The organism is Microbulbifer zhoushanensis (assembly GCF_021729055.1).
Lineage (GTDB): Bacteria > Pseudomonadota > Gammaproteobacteria > Pseudomonadales > Cellvibrionaceae > Microbulbifer > Microbulbifer zhoushanensis.
This window is the reverse complement of the sequence record NZ_JAJSAO010000005.1, coordinates 418,337-432,903: the sequence shown is the minus strand read 5'-3', so window position 1 is coordinate 432,903 and position 14,567 is coordinate 418,337. Positions and strand designations below refer to the sequence as shown.

Below are 14,567 nucleotides of genomic sequence, written 5' to 3'. Positions count from 1 at the left end.
AACGCAACATTACTGGCGCGGTAACCGACTAGTCAAATGCCCTGACCAGGGCGAAGCGGGGCTGGGACTCGCCGTTCCGGTCGACAGTCTCGGCAAACATGGCCAATGGCCGCACCCAGACCCCGTAATCACCGTACAGGGCCCGGTATACTGCGAGCCGCTCGCCGGTCTCGCTGTGAGTGCCCACTTCCATCAGTTCGTAGAGATTGCCTTTATAGTGGCGATAGATTCCGCGTTGCATGATTCCGTTCCAGTTACTGCTCAGGCGAGGTGGTGGGGTGACAGTTGCAGTTGCTCCACCCGATTGCCGTGCAGCACGGCGATGCCGCTGTAGCGGCGCTCGCCGGTGGAGGTGAACTCGAATTCATACTGCCGTTGCAGCGCCAGGTGGCCGCGCCGGTTGCGCCGCAGCCGTGTGCGTACCAGCATCACGGTGTCGTCCAGCAACTGCACGCCCAGCTGCCGGCAATGGGAGGCCGCAGCCCGGCGCGCCAGCTCCTTGGCCGCCATCCCGGCCCAGAAGTACCAGCCCACCAGCACCAGCAGGAATACCCAGAGTAGATCGCCCAGTGAGTAATACATTTCCGCAAGCTTGTTATGATTGGCGGGCAAGAATAACACGAAGGAGTCGTTATGCCCGGCACCGTACTAATCACTGGCTGCAATCGCGGTATTGGCCTGGAGATGACCCGCCAGTTCTCCGAGGATGGCTGGCGGGTCTTCGCCACCTGCCGCGATAAGGCCTGTGCCTATGAACTGCGCGCCCTGGAGCAGCAGTACCCGCAGCTGGAGGTCCACTGCCTGGATGTCACCGATTACCGGCAGATGGCGCAGCTGGCGGAGACACTGGGAGACCAGCCGATCGATATCCTGGTCAGCAATGCCGGCTACTACGGGCCCAAGGGGAGCCTGTTCGGCCGTGTCGATCGAGACGAGTGGCGCAAGGTACTGGAGGCCAACACCATCGCCCCCTACATGCTGGCAGAGACCTTCTGCGACAATGTCGCCCGGGGCGAGCGCAAGGTGATTGCGGTGCTGTCCAGCAAAGTGGGCAGTATCTCCGACAACAGCTCCGGGGGCGGGTATATCTATCGGACCTCCAAAACCGCAGTCAACCAGGTGGTCAAGAGTCTCTCCGTTGACCTGCGCGAGCGCGGGATCACTGTGCTCGCCCTACACCCGGGCTGGGTGCAGACGGATATGGGTGGCCCCAATGCCCTGATTTCAGCGGAGGAAAGCGTTGCCGGGTTGAGAAAGGTAATGCTGGGCGCCGGCCCGGAGCAAAGCGGTCACTTCATCAATTACGATGGTACAGAGATACCCTGGTGACGCCGGCAACTGTGACCAGTGCCGGTGGCGGCGTTTGCGGCCGCAAGGTTTCACCGGGTTGTAACAAATCCAACGGCACCTGCGACAGAGTGGTAACTCCGGGGTTGCAGGGCGCCAGCGCATCAGCGTACCGGGCCACAGATTCGGGAGAGAGCAATTGAGCGAGCAGACGGCGCGAGGTCCCGCTCCGGGACAAGCGGGGGAAGATACCGGACCCCTGACCGATCCGGGATACCTGGAGGAGCTGCGCCACCAGATGCAGCGGTTTGCCACCCTGCAGCTGGGAGACCCGCACCTGGCGGAGGACGCGGTGCAGGAAGCCCTGGTCGGGGCGCTTAAGAATGCCCGTTCCTTCGGTGGCCGCGCGGCACTGAAAACCTGGGTGTTCGCGATCCTGAAGAACAAGATTGCCGATGTGCTGCGCCAGCGTAGCCGCTATGTAGAGGCGGACAGCCTGCTGCGTGCGGATGCCGAGGAGAGCGACCTGGACGAGCTGTTCAACAAGCGGGGTCACTGGCGCGCCGAGGAGCGACCGGCGAAGTGGGCGGACCCGGAAGCCGCCGTGGATGACCGCGAGTTCTGGCGTATCTTCGAGGCCTGCCTGGATCACCTGCCGGGACGCCAGGCGCGGGTCTTCATGATGCGGGAGTTTATCGAGCTGGAGAGCCATGAAATCTGCGCGGCGGTGGAGATCACCGTGAGTAACCTGAATGTCACCCTGCACCGGGCCCGCCTGCGGCTGCGCGAGTGCCTGGAGAATAACTGGTTTGCCCGTGGGCAGGACCGGGGAGGAGAAGCGTGAAGAGCTGTCGAGAAGTCACCAGGCTACTTTCGGAAGCACAGGAGAGGCAGCTTGACGGGGGCGAGCGCCTGGCCCTGCGGTTGCACCTGATGATCTGCGGCGCCTGCCGCAACTTCTCCCACCAGATGACCAGCCTGCGCCATATCGCCCGTGCCTATGCGCGCGGCGCCAGTGGTGATGGTGCCGGTAACAAGTCCGGGCGGGATTCGGGGCAGGACAAAGACAGCTGACGCGCTATCCCGAAAGTCCATCCCCGAAAAAGTTATCCCCGGTAGTCAAACCCGGGTGCTCAACCACCAGTACCGTCCTCCTCTGTCATCTCCGCGCCGGATTCAATCTCCGGCAGGGAACGGTCGCCGCGGATCAACTCCTCCTTCCAGCGTCGCGGCCACTTCTTGATCCGGGCCTCCAGCCGCAGCGCCGCTGACTTGTCCGCGGCGCCACACTGGAAGGCCAGTGACAGCGGCCCGCGCCCCCGCAGGGCCTTGGCCGCCCTGGCTCCACCGGCGTCGTGCTCGGCAAAGCGTCGCTCCACATCGGTGGTGATCCCTGTGTACAGGGTGCCGGCGGCAGTGCGGATCAGGTAGAGGGACCAGTCACTCAAAATACATTTCCACGGGTTAGCTTGCGGCTATTTTCCATCATCGGCCAGCGGAATGGGAGAGGTGCACTGGCCCGGCGGCAGCACCTTATAACCGCCCGCTATTGGCTAAGAAGCTTTTGCTTGCCACAAACACCATACCCATGGAGTTTCAGGCAATGATCGACCACTTATCTGATATCGACTGCGGGCTGGAATCGGCAGAATAGCCTGCATGGACTGACCCGCTGACAGCGGCGGGGATAACGGACCTCCCCGGCGGCCGCAAGGTTCAGGCAAGGATGGCTGGCCCTTGTGGCCGGGTCAAGAGGGCTGGCTGCCACAGGCGCGCCGGGTCCCAGTGTAAGGCCGGTGTGACCACCGGGACAGATTTCGGGAGTGTTGCCATGAGTAGATTGAAAAAGACCGCCGGTGAATGGATGCGGTTACCGGCAGCCGGGCTGCGGGCCTTCGTGGTGGATGCCAGCCTACACCGGATCTCAGCCACTTACTCGGGCAGCAAGCGTTGCCCGACGGATGACCAGCCCCGGGGTGTAGTGCCGGGGCGCTGATTCAGGTTTCCGAGTGGCCGGACAGTAATACAGCTGGCCGACCCGACGGTGAGGACACGACTATGTGCAAGCGAGTTTTCTTTACGACGTGCAAGCGAGCTTTGTTTACGACCTTCATCGCCTTCCTTACGGCGCTGGCCTTCACCGGGCCGGCAGTATCTGAGCCGGAAGGCTTTCGTATCGAGATGAGCCAGTGGCGGTAAGCCACGGCAGTTTACAACCAGTTTTCGCGCAGTGGTTATTTAGATTTTTACCCTGGATTTCCCTGTAACCCCTTGGGCCCCGGTTAATTCCCTGCAGGTTCCCACCCCATGCCTGCAGTGATCGGGGCCTTTTTTTCACACTTCCAGTTTTCGTTCATTTTTGTTATCGCGGATTGCAAAAATTCTGGGCCAGTCTGCTCCTTAATGATGACCTGTATGTTTTGTGCGCAGCCTGTTAGTTTAAGGAGATGGATTTTGAGCTGTGCAGGCTTGAAAAGTCCGCTATCATTTCGCAAGGTGTCGGCCTAGCCAGCCTGACGGCTGTGCTCGTATAGGTTGCCAACCTTGTGTGTTAGTTTGGGCTTGGGAAACGGCGGAATAGCACTAGTGAGAAGGTTCGTGGACAGGTTGAGGGGCACGCTGTCAAGAGCGATTGCTCCGCCTATATCATACGCCCGGATGAACGGTTCAAGCAGCGTTCCCAGAATCTATTTCGCACATGTGCCGAAGTGCGGTGGCTCTTCCATCGTATCAGCTATCTGGGATCAGGTTTATTCGGGCGCTTATGTTGAAAGCTTCAGTATCGAGCAGGTCCCGAGTAAGCGGGGCTCTGCAGCGCTGGGAACGCCGATGATGCATTGTCGGGAGCATGTGCTCGCTTATAATCTGGCAATCCAGAGGAATTACTTTGGTCGCGGACACTGCAAATGCCGTCCGCAACTTGTCCAAGCATTTTCCGCTGAGTGGGACTTTGTCACGATTTTACGACATCCGGTAGATCGCTGGATTTCTGAGTATGTATACAATACCTATAAACAGAGTGATTGGGTAAAGAACCGCCTCTCCCTTGATGAGTACCTTGGGTCCAGCAAGGGGGGTGCGTCAGGGAATTATCTGGTACGTTATTTTTCCGACGCACCGAGTGGACTGAATGGCAATTCGGCCCAGTATATTGAAGAAGCCCTCGGTAACCTCGCACGATTCTCCGTTGTAGGCACCCTGGATAATCTTGAAACCTGGGTTTCGAGAATGAATGACCATTTTGGAATTGCGCTGGATATACCAAAAGTCAACTCCAGTCCAAAGAATGAGCGTGCAGAAGAAATTCGTTCTGACGCAAGCCTCATGAAGAGAATTGAAGAAGCCTGCAAGTATGACCTCGAGCTATATGATCGGTATCTTGAACGATTTGAGTAACATCGCTGTCGGTACTTGGTACAAAAAGACTTGAGGCCTTCTTTTACTGCCGTGAATCACCCGGACCTGCGTTAATTTGCTCCCCCCCTTTGCTGGAATAGCTTCCCTGCTCCGCGGGCGTCTTCCCACTATGTCGCCTGCGCTATTTATTCCGCGCTGCGTCCTTGATATCCAACAGCTCCGCGAGCACCGGCCCCTGCCCGCCACCCACCAGGTCCTCCAGGGTGTATTCCTCGAGCGTAGCGAAAAAGCTCTCGAGTGCCCGGCCGAGAATTACCTTGAGCTGGCAAGCTGGTGTGATTACGCACTGGTTGTTGCTGCCGAAACATTCCACCATCCGGCTTTCGTCCTCGGTTTCGCGCACCAGCTTGCCGATATTGATCTCCACCGGCTCCTGCTTGAGACGCAGGCCACCATTCTTGCCCCGTACCGCCTGTATGTATCCCCTGGCGTTCAACTCCTGAACAATTTTCATCAGGTGATTCTTGGAGATCCCGTAGCTGTCAGCGATTTCCGAGATGGTACACAGGCCCTCCCTGTGCACTGCCAGGTAAATCAGGATACGCAGCGAATAGTCGGTGTAGCGGGTGATATTCATGCTTCACTCTCCCGGGTTCCAACGCCCGGCCGGGTGGCGGGAATGCGCCAGATCATTACCAGTGCCGCGCAGAAACCGGCGGCGAGCGCTGCCAGCAGGGGCAGGCTGGCGTCCAGGACCCACAGCAGCAGCCAGTTTGCCGTGATCATGGTTGTGGCCAGCCACTTGGTGGAACGCGCCAGGGTCCGCTCGCTCTGCCAGCGACGGATGGGCGGCCCGAAGCGGCGGTGATTCACGAGCCAGTGGGCCAGGCCGGAATCCGCCTTGACGCTGAGCCACACGCAGCACAGCAGAAACGGTGTCGTTGGCAACAGCGGCAGGAAGGTCCCGGCTACTGCAAGTGCCAGGCAGAGCCAGGCACAGAGCAGGTAGAACCTCTTGCGCACCCCCCGTTCCCGGTAACTCATCAACATGGACGTCATGCGATCACTCAATTCATAAGATGCATGCAGTTTACATCTTAATGAGCGGTGGCTACAATCCGCCTTAAAGATGTATTTAAAATGCTTCTTTGCGGGGTAACCCCGCACCTACCAGAAAGAGTTAATGGGTAATGGGAGACTCTGATGAACTTTCTTGACGTGCCCCTCGAGCAGCTGGCCCGGGACATTCCCGGTGCCAGTGCCGTATTCAACCAGCGGGGGCTGAGTTTCTGCTGCGGGGGGGACAGGCCACTGGGCGAGGCAATCAGGGCGGAGGGGCTGGACGGGGACGCGATCCTCGCCGAGTTGTCCGGCCTGGCGAGCCGGCAGGATGAATCCCGGGACTGGGGACAGGCCAGCGATGCGGATTTGATCAACCACCTGCTCGAACGCTTTCACCAGGTGCATCGCGAGCAGCTGGCCGAGCTGCAGCGGCTCGCCGACCGGGTGGAGGCGGTCCATGGCGACAAGCCGCAGTGCCCGCGAGGGCTGGCGGCGCACCTACAGCAGATGTCCCGCGAGCTTGAACAGCACATGGCCAAGGAGGAGCAGATCCTGTTTCCCATGCTGGCCCGGGGGCAGGGCGGTATGGCCGCCGGCCCAATTCAGGTGATGTTGCACGAGCACGACGAGCATGCCGCCTCAATCGGGGAGATCGATCGCCTGACTGATGGCATCACCACGCCGGCGGGCGCATGCAATACCTGGCGCGCCCTCTACCGGGGGTTGGAGGCCTTCAAGGCCGACCTGCAGGAGCATATCCGGCTCGAAAACGACATTCTTTTTGCACGCAATTTACAGAGTACACAGAGCACAAGCCCGCGCGCATAAGGGGCTTAGGGGGAAATCATGAAGCAGTATTACAAGCTGTGGTGGACGCTGATTGCGATCCTCGCAGTGACCTTCGGGATCCTGGGCTATTTCGGCAAGGAGGTCTACCGCGCTGCGCCGCCAATCCCGGACCAGGTGGTGTCCGAAGAGGGCACGGTATTGATGACGCGGGAGAGTATCCTCGACGGCCAGACTGCATGGCAGTCGGTGGGGGGGATGCAGCTGGGCTCGGTGTGGGGCCACGGTGCCTACCAGGCGCCGGACTGGACTGCCGACTGGCTGCACCGGGAGCTGGTGAACTGGCTCGACCTGGCGGCGCGGGACAATTACGGCAAGCCTTACGATGAGCTGGACGGCGCGCAGCAGAATGCCCTGCAGTACGAACTGAAGCGGGCCTACCGCAGCAACAGCTTCGACCCGCAGACCGGTAAGCTGGTGCTCTCCGAAAGGCGGGTTGAGGCCATCCGCGCCACTGCCGGGTACTATCACCGCCTGTTCGGCGATGCGCCGGAGCTGCAGCAGACGCGCAGCAGTTACGCCATGAAGGAAGCCACGCTGCCGAGTGCGGAGCGTCGCGAGCGACTGACAGAGTTCTTCTTCTGGACAGCGTGGGCCGCGGCGACCGAGCGGACCCCGGGTGAGGCAACCTATACCAACAACTGGCCCCACGAGCCGCTGATCGACAATGTGCCGACCGCGGAAAATATCGTCTGGTCCATTGTCAGCGTGGTGCTGCTGATCGCCGGCATCGGCGGCCTGGTGTGGGCCTGGTCTTTTGCCCGCAGCAAGGACGAGGAGAACCCCGTAGCGCCCGCCACCGATCCCCTCACCAGCTTCGCCCTCACGCCTTCGCAACGGGCACTGGGCAAATACCTGTTTATCGTGGTGGCCCTGTTCACTTTCCAGGTTTTCCTGGGCGGCTTTACTGCCCACTACACGGTAGAGGGGCAGGGCTTTTACGGGATAGATACATCGAAGTGGTTCCCCTATAGCCTGGTGCGCACCTGGCACATCCAGTCGGCGCTGTTCTGGATCGCCACGGGCTTTCTCGCCGCGGGCCTGTTCCTGGCGCCAATCATCAATGGCGGGCGCGACCCGAAATACCAGAAGCTTGGTGTGGATATCCTGTTCTGGGCCCTGGTGGCGGTGGTCGCGGGCTCGTTTATCGGCAACTACCTGGCCATCGCCCAGGTGATGCCGCCCGAGTGGAGCTTCTGGCTGGGACACCAGGGCTACGAGTACGTGGACCTTGGCCGCCTGTGGCAGATCGGCAAGTTCACCGGTGTGGCCTTCTGGCTGGTGCTGATGCTCCGCGCCATCGTGCCGGCGCTGCGCCAGCCGGGTGACAAGCACCTGCTTGCCCTGCTGACGGCGTCGGTGATCGCCATCGGCCTCTTCTACGGTGCCGGCTTCTTCTACGGCGAGAAGACCCATATCTCCATCATGGAGTACTGGCGCTGGTGGATCGTGCACCTGTGGGTAGAGGGTTTCTTCGAGGTCTTTGCCACTGCGGCGCTGGCGTTCATCTTCTGCAGCATGGGACTGGTGTCCAAGCGCATGGCCACTGTTGCTGCATTGGGCTCCGCCTCGCTGTTCATGCTGGGTGGCATACCGGGCACCTTCCACCACCTGTACTTTTCCGGCACCACCACCCCGGTGATGGCGGTAGGGGCGACTTTCAGTGCGCTCGAGGTGGTACCGCTGATCGTGCTGGGTTACGAAGCCTGGGAGCATTACAGCCTCAAGAGCCGCGCGCCCTGGATGCAGCAGCTGAAGTGGCCGCTGATGTTCTTCGTCGCCGTGGCCTTCTGGAACATGCTGGGTGCCGGCGTGCTGGGCTTCTCCATCAACCCGCCGATCGCGCTCTACTATGTGCAGGGCCTGAATACCACCGCCACCCATGCCCACGCGGCACTGTTCGGGGTCTATGGTTTCCTCGCGCTCGGCTTCACCCTGCTGGTGCTGCGCTATATCCGTCCATCCCTGCTATTTGACGAGAAGCTGATGAAAACCGCCTTCTGGTGGCTGAACGGGGGCCTGGTGCTGATGCTGTTCACCAGCCTGCTGCCGGTCGGCATCATCCAGTTTGTTGCCAGCGCCTCCGAGGGACTCTGGTATGCGCGTAGCGAGGGCTTTATGCAGGGCGGCCTGCTGCAGACGCTGCGCTGGGTGCGCACTATCGGCGACGTGGTATTTATCGTCGGCGCGTTGGCGGTGGCCTGGCAGGTGGTCAAGGGACTGCTGGTGACTGACACCACGGTGCCCGGCGAGAAGGTAGTTTCCGCTCGCGCCGGATTTCCGGAATATGCGGGGGAGACCTCACCGGGATTCAGTGCCGGTGCCGAGATGACAGCCGGTCAACTGGCTGACAGCGGCGAGACGCGCTAGCGCGGTCCCCCTTTAACCTTAACGGGGGAGTTTGACTCCCCGGCCCGATAGGAAAAAGGCGATGCATTGCATCGCCTTTTTCATTCATGGCGGTCGCGGTGCCCGTCGGGTTGCCTCCCCCCTGTACCCATTCTCTGAGATCCTCTGCCCGCCTAGAGACTGAACAGGTCCCCCTGGTCCCCGGGTGCGGCCGGCGGCTGAAAGCGGTTGCAGTCCAGTTTCAGTCTGCGCCGGTTTAGCCCCAGCCTCTTGATTGCCACGCGAAAGCGCTGTTGCAACAGCTGTGCGAAGACTCCGGTACCGGTCTGGCGCTGGGAAAAGTCACTCTGGTAATCCCGGCCGCCGCGGCTCTGCTGCACGATGCTCATCACGTGTGCAGCACGCTGCGGGTAATGTACCTGCAGCCACTGGCGAAACAGTGGCGCCACTTCGTGGGGCAGCCGCAGCAGGATATAAGCAGCCTGTGAGGCTCCCGCATCGACCGCTGCCTGCAGGATTGCCTCCAGTTCGCTGTCGTTCAGTGCCGGAATCATCGGCGCGGCCATGACCGCGGTGGGGATCCCGGCGGCCGACAGTGCCTCCAGTGTGCGCAGGCGTGCTGTCGGGCCGGCGGTGCGCGGCTCCAGCTTTCGCTTCAGTTCCCTGTCCAGGGTAGTTACGCTGATGGCCACATGGCACAGGTTGTCCTGCGCCATTTCCGCCAGCAGCGGCAGGTCGCGCAGGACCAGCTGGCCCTTGGTGACGATGGTGACCGGCTGCTGGAAGCGCTGCATCACTTCAAGCAGCTGCCGGGTGATGCGCTTCTGTTTTTCCAGCGGCTGGTAGGGATCGGTGTTGGAGCCCAGCGCGATGGGTGAGCACCGGTAACTGGGTTTGCGCAGGGCCTGTTCCAGTAACCCGGCAGCATTGGCCTTGAAGAACAGCCGGCTCTCGAAATCCAGCCCTGGTGACAGGTCCACGTAGGCATGGGCCGGACGCGCATAGCAGTAGACACAGCCATGCTCACAGCCCCGGTAGGGGTTGATCGACTGGCTGAAGGGCAGGTCCGGTGAGTTATTGGTGGCAATGATCGACCTGGCCTTTTCCTCGATGGCCTCTGTCAGCAGTCGCTCCAGCGGTTCCGGTTCTATCTCCCAGCCGTCGCTCTCGCGGGTGCTGGCCTGCGGCACAAAGCGGCTAGCCAGGTTGCTGGCTACACCGCGGCCGGTGCGGACCTGCAAGGGGTTGGAAGGATCTTCGTTTGCCATCTGGGATTCAGGGTTTTGTTTGCTGTATAAATGTACAGTTTATGGCGGGCGGGCAGTTACATGCAAGTGTGACCCGCAAGGCATACAATGAAGCGCAAGACAGTCACAACCGGAAGTGGGCCATGGATCTAGACGTAGTCGATGCTATCCGCGCCTTTGTGGTGCAGGTTTTACAGGTTTTTGCGCTGTTGTTCGCGTTCGCACTGGTGGTTCTGCTGCTCTATGTCATCTACGTCTACCTGTCCGATGTCAGCCAGACCAAGCATGCCATCCGGCGCAATTACCCGGTAATCGGGCACCTGCGGTACAAGTTTGAGCACCTGGGCGAATTCTTTCGCCAGTATTTCTTTGCCCTGGACCGGGAGGAGCTGCCCTTCAATCGCGCCCAGCGCAGCTGGGTCTACCGCGCGGCCAAGAACGTGGACTCCACCCTGGCGTTTGGTTCGACCCGGCCGCTGAACCAGCCCGGTGATGTCCTGTTCCTGAACCATCCCTTTCCCACTCTGGAAAAAGACGCCGTGCCCCCGACGCCGGTGACAGTGGGGGAGGGCTACGCCGCCCAGCCTTACACCACCAGTTCCTTCTTCAATATCTCCGGCATGAGCTTTGGTGCCCTGTCGGTACCTGCGGTGAGGGCGCTGTCCCACGGTGCGGCCAGGGCGGGAATCTGGCTCAACACCGGCGAGGGTGGCCTGGCGCCGGAACACCTGGAAGGCGGTTGTGACGTGGTCTTCCAGATCGGCACGGCAAAATACGGCGTGCGCGATGCGGAGGGCTGCCTGTCAGACGAGAAACTGGCAGCTGTGGCTGCCCACGAGCAGGTGCGCATGTTCGAGCTGAAGCTGTCCCAGGGTGCCAAGCCTGGCAAGGGCGGTATCCTCCCGGGGATCAAGGTCACCGCGGAGATCGCGCACATCCGTGGTATTCCCGAGGGACAGGACTCCATCAGTCCCAATGCGCACCCGGAGTTCGGGGACGTGGACGGCCTGCTGGATATGCTGGTGCATATTCGCGAGGTGAGCGGCAAGCCCACCGGGTTCAAGTGCGTGATCGGTACCAGTGACTGGCTGCACCAGATGTGCGAGGCGATCCAGCGGCGCGGCCCGGAAAGCGCGCCGGATTTTATTACCGTCGACAGCGCCGATGGCGGCAGCGGCGCGGCGCCGCAGAGCCTGATGGATTACATGGGGCTGCCGCTGAACCGCAGCCTGCCACTGGTGGTGGACCTGCTGGACCAGTACGGGTTGCGCGATCGCATCAAGGTGATCTGTGCCGGCAAGTTACTGACTCCGTCCATGGTGGCCTGGGCCCTGGCGATGGGGGCGGATTTCGTCAACTGCGGGCGCGGCTTTATGTTCTCACTGGGCTGTATCCAGGCGATGCAGTGCAACAAGAACACCTGCCCGACAGGGGTAACCACCCACAACCCGGACCTGCAGCAGGGACTGGATCCGGTGGACAAGGCGGAGCGGGTCTATAACTACGCGCGCAATATGGCCTATGAAGTGGGCTATATCGCCCACTCCTGCGGTGTGGCGGAGCCGCGCCAGTTGCGCCGCCACCATGTGGAGGTGATCAACGAACGTGGCGTGGCGGTACCCCTCAGCGAGCTGGTGCCGGCGGTCAAGCCCAAGTCGGTAATTGCCAGCGACCGGGGGGTGGAATAGTGGACGGCGTAACCACCCTGGTGGGGCAGGGACTGTATATGGCGGTGGCCGCGGTGGTGGGCCTGGGGCTGGCGCGGGTGCTGCGCACGGATAACACACTCGGTTGCCTGGTGGCCGGGGTGTTGGCCGGGATGCTGTTGCCGGTGATTGATTTCGATACCGGTATCCGCGCGGACAACCTGCACCAGCTGGTGTTCTTCGTCATACTGCCGGTGCTGATTTTCGAGGCGGCCTGGCGTATCGAGCCATCGCTGCTGAAACGCTGGATTGGCCCAATCCTGCTGCTCGCCACCCTGGGCGCAGTGATCACAGCCCTGCTGGTCGGCCTGCTCCTCTACTACGGGATCGACCACCCCGGTTTTCCCTGGATCGCGGCTTTCCTGACCGGCGCCATCCTGGCCGCGACCGACCCGGTCGCTGTAATCAACCGCCTGCGCCAGTCCGGTGCGGACGAGGAATTGTTGACGCTGGTGGAAGGCGAGAGCCTGTTCAACGACGCCGCCGCCATCGTGCTGTTCTCGCTGGTCCTCGGGGTGGCCTCCCACAGTGTCATGGAGGGCGCGACGGCAACCGGCGAGCCACTTGCCGGTGCGGGTACGGTCGCGTTGTATTTTGCGGTGATTTTTTTTGGTGGCCTGGCGCTGGGATTGCTGTGCGGGCTGGTAACCGCGATTGTGGTGCTGTTCCTGCGCTCTGCCGGCGCGGCACTTGTCACCCTGGTACTTTCCGCCTTCGGTACCTTTTACCTGGCGGAGCATGTGGTCCACGTGTCAGGGATCCTGGCGGTGATGGTCTGCGCCATCGTTGCGCGCACATGCCTGCGTGAACAGGAAGAGACCTACCTGTCCGATGCGGGTCCCACCTGGGAGTGGCTGGCGCTGCTGTTCAGCGCACTCATCTTCGTGATTATGGGGCTGGTAATCACCCCGGGCATGTTTGCCAGCCACTGGCTGTCGATGCTGATCGCAATCGCCGCGGCGGTGGGTGCGCGGGCTCTGGCGATCTTCCTGGTGGCACCTTTGAGCGGCTTTGTGGGGCCCCCGATTCCCAAGCCCTGGCGAGTGCTGCTGAGCTGGGGTGGGCTACGCGGCGTCATTGCCCTGGCGCTGGTGTTGTCCCTGCCCACCAACCTGCCCTACTGGTACACGGTGCAGTCGATGGTTTTCGGGGTGGTGCTGTTTTCACTGCTGCTACAGGGCACCACCAGCAGTTTCCTGATCCGCAAGATGTCGGCGGCAGAGGTGGTGCCACCTAGAGCCCGAGGGTAACCACCAGCTCATTGCCCTCGATATTGATGTCCTTCAGGGCCATGCGCGCCAGCCGCTGGCGAGCACTGTTGTCTTTCAGGCGGTAGATGGGATGGTTGCGGTAGTACTCGGTCAGTGCCACCTGTACGGCGTTGCGGGCCCGTGCCAGTTGCTTGTCGTCCATGCCCTCGATTTCCAGGTTTTCCACGACTATCTGCTGAAGGTAGAACTCCCCGTTTTCCGCTACGAATGACGGCACCCCGGACACATCCGCGGCCCCGCGATAGCCTTTACTTCCCTCCCGGGACTTGATGTCGAGCGTGATATCGAGCCCTGCGTTGACCCTGCCGGTTTCGGCATTCAGGGCGATTCGAGGGTTATCCAGCGTCAGGTCAAAAATCACCAGGTAAGTGCGGGTAAGCGGCAGGTTGCTTTCCAGTGTCTCCAGAATCTGCGCCTCGCTGATCCGCAATTCCACTTCCTTGCCGGAAAAATAGATGTATCCCGCCGCGATGAGTAGCAGCAGGGCGATCCCCAGGGAAACAAGAACGCGAGTCATGCGGGAATTCCTGAAATTGCAGAGGTGTATCGCGACAAAGTACGACCTTGGTCGGGTTCCGTTGCAGCTGCCGACGCCCAGAATTGTAGCAGCGAGGGCCCGGTTCCTCTTGTACACCAGTGGGGAACATTGTCGGGTACTGCTTCAAACCACGGCTGTACCGATAGAGGTCTTATCGGGCTGCCCCAGCGAGAGAGAAAACGATAATGACCAAGGTAAAATTATTGCTGGCCTGCATTCCACTGCTGCTCTTTACGGGCAGGGTTGCAGCAGCCTGCGTGGACAATGTGGTGCTTGTGCACGGCAATACGGGTTCGCCACAGGACTGGGATAATACCTACCAGGAATTGCGACAGCAGGGATACGCCGCCACGCAGATTTTCCGCCCGGACTGGGGTTCCAAGTCCTGTGCGGCCTGTAACAATCACAGTGGTTCCGAGGAGACCCCGGTGCGCAATGCCATCGAGTCCGCGCTGGACAGCTCCTGCACCGGCAGGGTCGACATCATTGGCCATTCCATGGGAGTGACCCTGGCAGCACAGCAGGTAATCGAGCTGGGCGTCCAGGCCGGTGTCGATGCTTTCGTGGGGGTGGCGGGCGCCTACCGGGGCCTGTGGAGTTGCGGTACCTATCCCTTCAATGTGTACAACAGCACCTGCGGCACTTATGGACTGTCGGTATCCAGTCCTTTCCTGGACTGGCTCTATGGCAGGGCCATCGCCAGCCGTGTGTATTCCATCAAGAGCTGGTCCGACCAGATTGTCTGTGCAACCGGTGTATGTACCGTGGGCGGCGTCCACTCCAGCCGGATTGCCGGGGAGCGGGCAAGTTACACCTATCCCTACGGGCATTTCGGCCTGCAGGAGTACACCTATGAACGCCAGGTGGCCCTGATTCGCTAGGGGCCTGTGCGCCGGGCCCCGTG

The 14,567-nt window shown here is 61.1% G+C and carries 17 protein-coding genes; 10 read left to right on the top strand and 7 right to left on the bottom strand.

Going from position 1 to position 14,567, the window contains the following annotated elements:
* Window positions 1–28: 28 nt before the first annotated feature.
* Entirely contained in the window at window positions 29–241 is a 213-nt protein-coding gene (locus LVD10_RS12750; protein ID WP_232941497.1) for a DUF1653 domain-containing protein, read from the bottom strand.
* A gap of 20 nt (window positions 242–261) precedes the next feature.
* Window positions 262–582 carry a DUF3301 domain-containing protein gene (locus LVD10_RS12745; protein WP_232941498.1) on the bottom strand — a complete coding sequence of 107 codons (321 nt, stop codon included), beginning with the start codon at window positions 580–582 and terminating at the stop codon, window positions 262–264.
* A 51-nt stretch (window positions 583–633) separates the two neighbouring features.
* Between LVD10_RS12745 and LVD10_RS12740 the strand changes: the two genes are divergently transcribed.
* The 3 genes from LVD10_RS12740 to LVD10_RS12730 all read left to right on the top strand — a co-directional run bounded on the left by LVD10_RS12740 (window position 634) and on the right by LVD10_RS12730 (window position 2,361).
* The gene (locus LVD10_RS12740) at window positions 634–1,329 is read left to right on the top strand and encodes an SDR family oxidoreductase (protein WP_237063877.1); all 696 of its coding nucleotides are present in this window, start codon (window positions 634–636) and stop codon (window positions 1,327–1,329) included.
* 157 nt (window positions 1,330–1,486) lie between these two features.
* The gene (locus LVD10_RS12735) at window positions 1,487–2,131 is read left to right on the top strand and encodes an RNA polymerase factor sigma-70 (protein WP_232941500.1); all 645 of its coding nucleotides are present in this window, start codon (window positions 1,487–1,489) and stop codon (window positions 2,129–2,131) included.
* A complete protein-coding gene (locus tag LVD10_RS12730) occupies window positions 2,128–2,361 on the top strand; it encodes a zf-HC2 domain-containing protein (RefSeq protein WP_237063875.1) in 234 nt (77 codons plus the stop codon). Before LVD10_RS12735 ends, LVD10_RS12730 begins: the two co-directional genes overlap by 4 nt.
* Window positions 2,362–2,420: 59 nt before the next feature.
* Here the strand turns inward: LVD10_RS12730 and LVD10_RS12725 are convergent, their stop codons facing one another.
* Entirely contained in the window at window positions 2,421–2,735 is a 315-nt protein-coding gene (locus LVD10_RS12725; protein ID WP_232941502.1) for a GIY-YIG nuclease family protein, read from the bottom strand.
* Between the two features lie 383 nt (window positions 2,736–3,118).
* Here LVD10_RS12725 and LVD10_RS12720 point away from each other — a divergent pair, with 383 nt between their 5' ends.
* A complete protein-coding gene (locus LVD10_RS12720; RefSeq protein WP_237063874.1) occupies window positions 3,119–3,283 on the top strand; it encodes a hypothetical protein in 165 nt (54 codons plus the stop codon).
* A 662-nt stretch (window positions 3,284–3,945) separates the two neighbouring features.
* The gene (locus LVD10_RS12715; protein ID WP_237063871.1) at window positions 3,946–4,683 is read left to right on the top strand and encodes a sulfotransferase family 2 domain-containing protein; all 738 of its coding nucleotides are present in this window, start codon (window positions 3,946–3,948) and stop codon (window positions 4,681–4,683) included.
* 142 nt (window positions 4,684–4,825) lie between these two features.
* Here LVD10_RS12715 and LVD10_RS12710 read toward each other — a convergent pair whose 3' ends face one another.
* The gene (locus LVD10_RS12710; protein ID WP_237063869.1) at window positions 4,826–5,281 is read right to left on the bottom strand and encodes an Rrf2 family transcriptional regulator; all 456 of its coding nucleotides are present in this window, start codon (window positions 5,279–5,281) and stop codon (window positions 4,826–4,828) included.
* Window positions 5,278–5,703 carry a YbaN family protein gene (locus LVD10_RS12705; protein ID WP_237063867.1) on the bottom strand — a complete coding sequence of 142 codons (426 nt, stop codon included), beginning with the start codon at window positions 5,701–5,703 and terminating at the stop codon, window positions 5,278–5,280. The genes LVD10_RS12710 and LVD10_RS12705 overlap by 4 nt, the downstream gene beginning before the upstream one ends.
* A 144-nt stretch (window positions 5,704–5,847) precedes the next feature.
* Here LVD10_RS12705 and ytfE point away from each other — a divergent pair, with 144 nt between their 5' ends.
* Both ytfE and LVD10_RS12695 read left to right on the top strand, forming a co-directional pair.
* The gene (ytfE, locus tag LVD10_RS12700) at window positions 5,848–6,534 is read left to right on the top strand and encodes an iron-sulfur cluster repair protein YtfE (protein ID WP_237063865.1); all 687 of its coding nucleotides are present in this window, start codon (window positions 5,848–5,850) and stop codon (window positions 6,532–6,534) included.
* Window positions 6,535–6,552: 18 nt separating this feature from the next.
* The gene (locus LVD10_RS12695; RefSeq protein WP_237063863.1) at window positions 6,553–8,922 is read left to right on the top strand and encodes a nitric-oxide reductase large subunit; all 2,370 of its coding nucleotides are present in this window, start codon (window positions 6,553–6,555) and stop codon (window positions 8,920–8,922) included.
* Between the two features lie 152 nt (window positions 8,923–9,074).
* Here the strand turns inward: LVD10_RS12695 and LVD10_RS12690 are convergent, their stop codons facing one another.
* The gene (locus LVD10_RS12690; protein WP_237063861.1) at window positions 9,075–10,169 is read right to left on the bottom strand and encodes a PA0069 family radical SAM protein; all 1,095 of its coding nucleotides are present in this window, start codon (window positions 10,167–10,169) and stop codon (window positions 9,075–9,077) included.
* A gap of 122 nt (window positions 10,170–10,291) precedes the next feature.
* Here LVD10_RS12690 and LVD10_RS12685 point away from each other — a divergent pair, with 122 nt between their 5' ends.
* Window positions 10,292–11,836 (top strand): FMN-binding glutamate synthase family protein, encoded by a 1,545-nt coding sequence (locus LVD10_RS12685; protein ID WP_232941509.1) that lies wholly within the window; start codon window positions 10,292–10,294, stop codon window positions 11,834–11,836.
* The gene (locus tag LVD10_RS12680) at window positions 11,836–13,104 is read left to right on the top strand and encodes a cation:proton antiporter (protein WP_232941510.1); all 1,269 of its coding nucleotides are present in this window, start codon (window positions 11,836–11,838) and stop codon (window positions 13,102–13,104) included. Before LVD10_RS12685 ends, LVD10_RS12680 begins: the two co-directional genes overlap by 1 nt.
* On the opposite strand, the gene LVD10_RS12675 is transcribed toward LVD10_RS12680, so the two are convergent.
* Window positions 13,088–13,642 carry a DUF1439 domain-containing protein gene (locus LVD10_RS12675; RefSeq protein WP_232941511.1) on the bottom strand — a complete coding sequence of 185 codons (555 nt, stop codon included), beginning with the start codon at window positions 13,640–13,642 and terminating at the stop codon, window positions 13,088–13,090. The genes LVD10_RS12680 and LVD10_RS12675 overlap by 17 nt on opposite strands.
* A 206-nt stretch (window positions 13,643–13,848) precedes the next feature.
* Here LVD10_RS12675 and LVD10_RS12670 point away from each other — a divergent pair, with 206 nt between their 5' ends.
* Window positions 13,849–14,544 (top strand): alpha/beta fold hydrolase, encoded by a 696-nt coding sequence (locus LVD10_RS12670; RefSeq protein WP_232941512.1) that lies wholly within the window; start codon window positions 13,849–13,851, stop codon window positions 14,542–14,544.
* Window positions 14,545–14,567 lie beyond the last annotated feature (23 nt).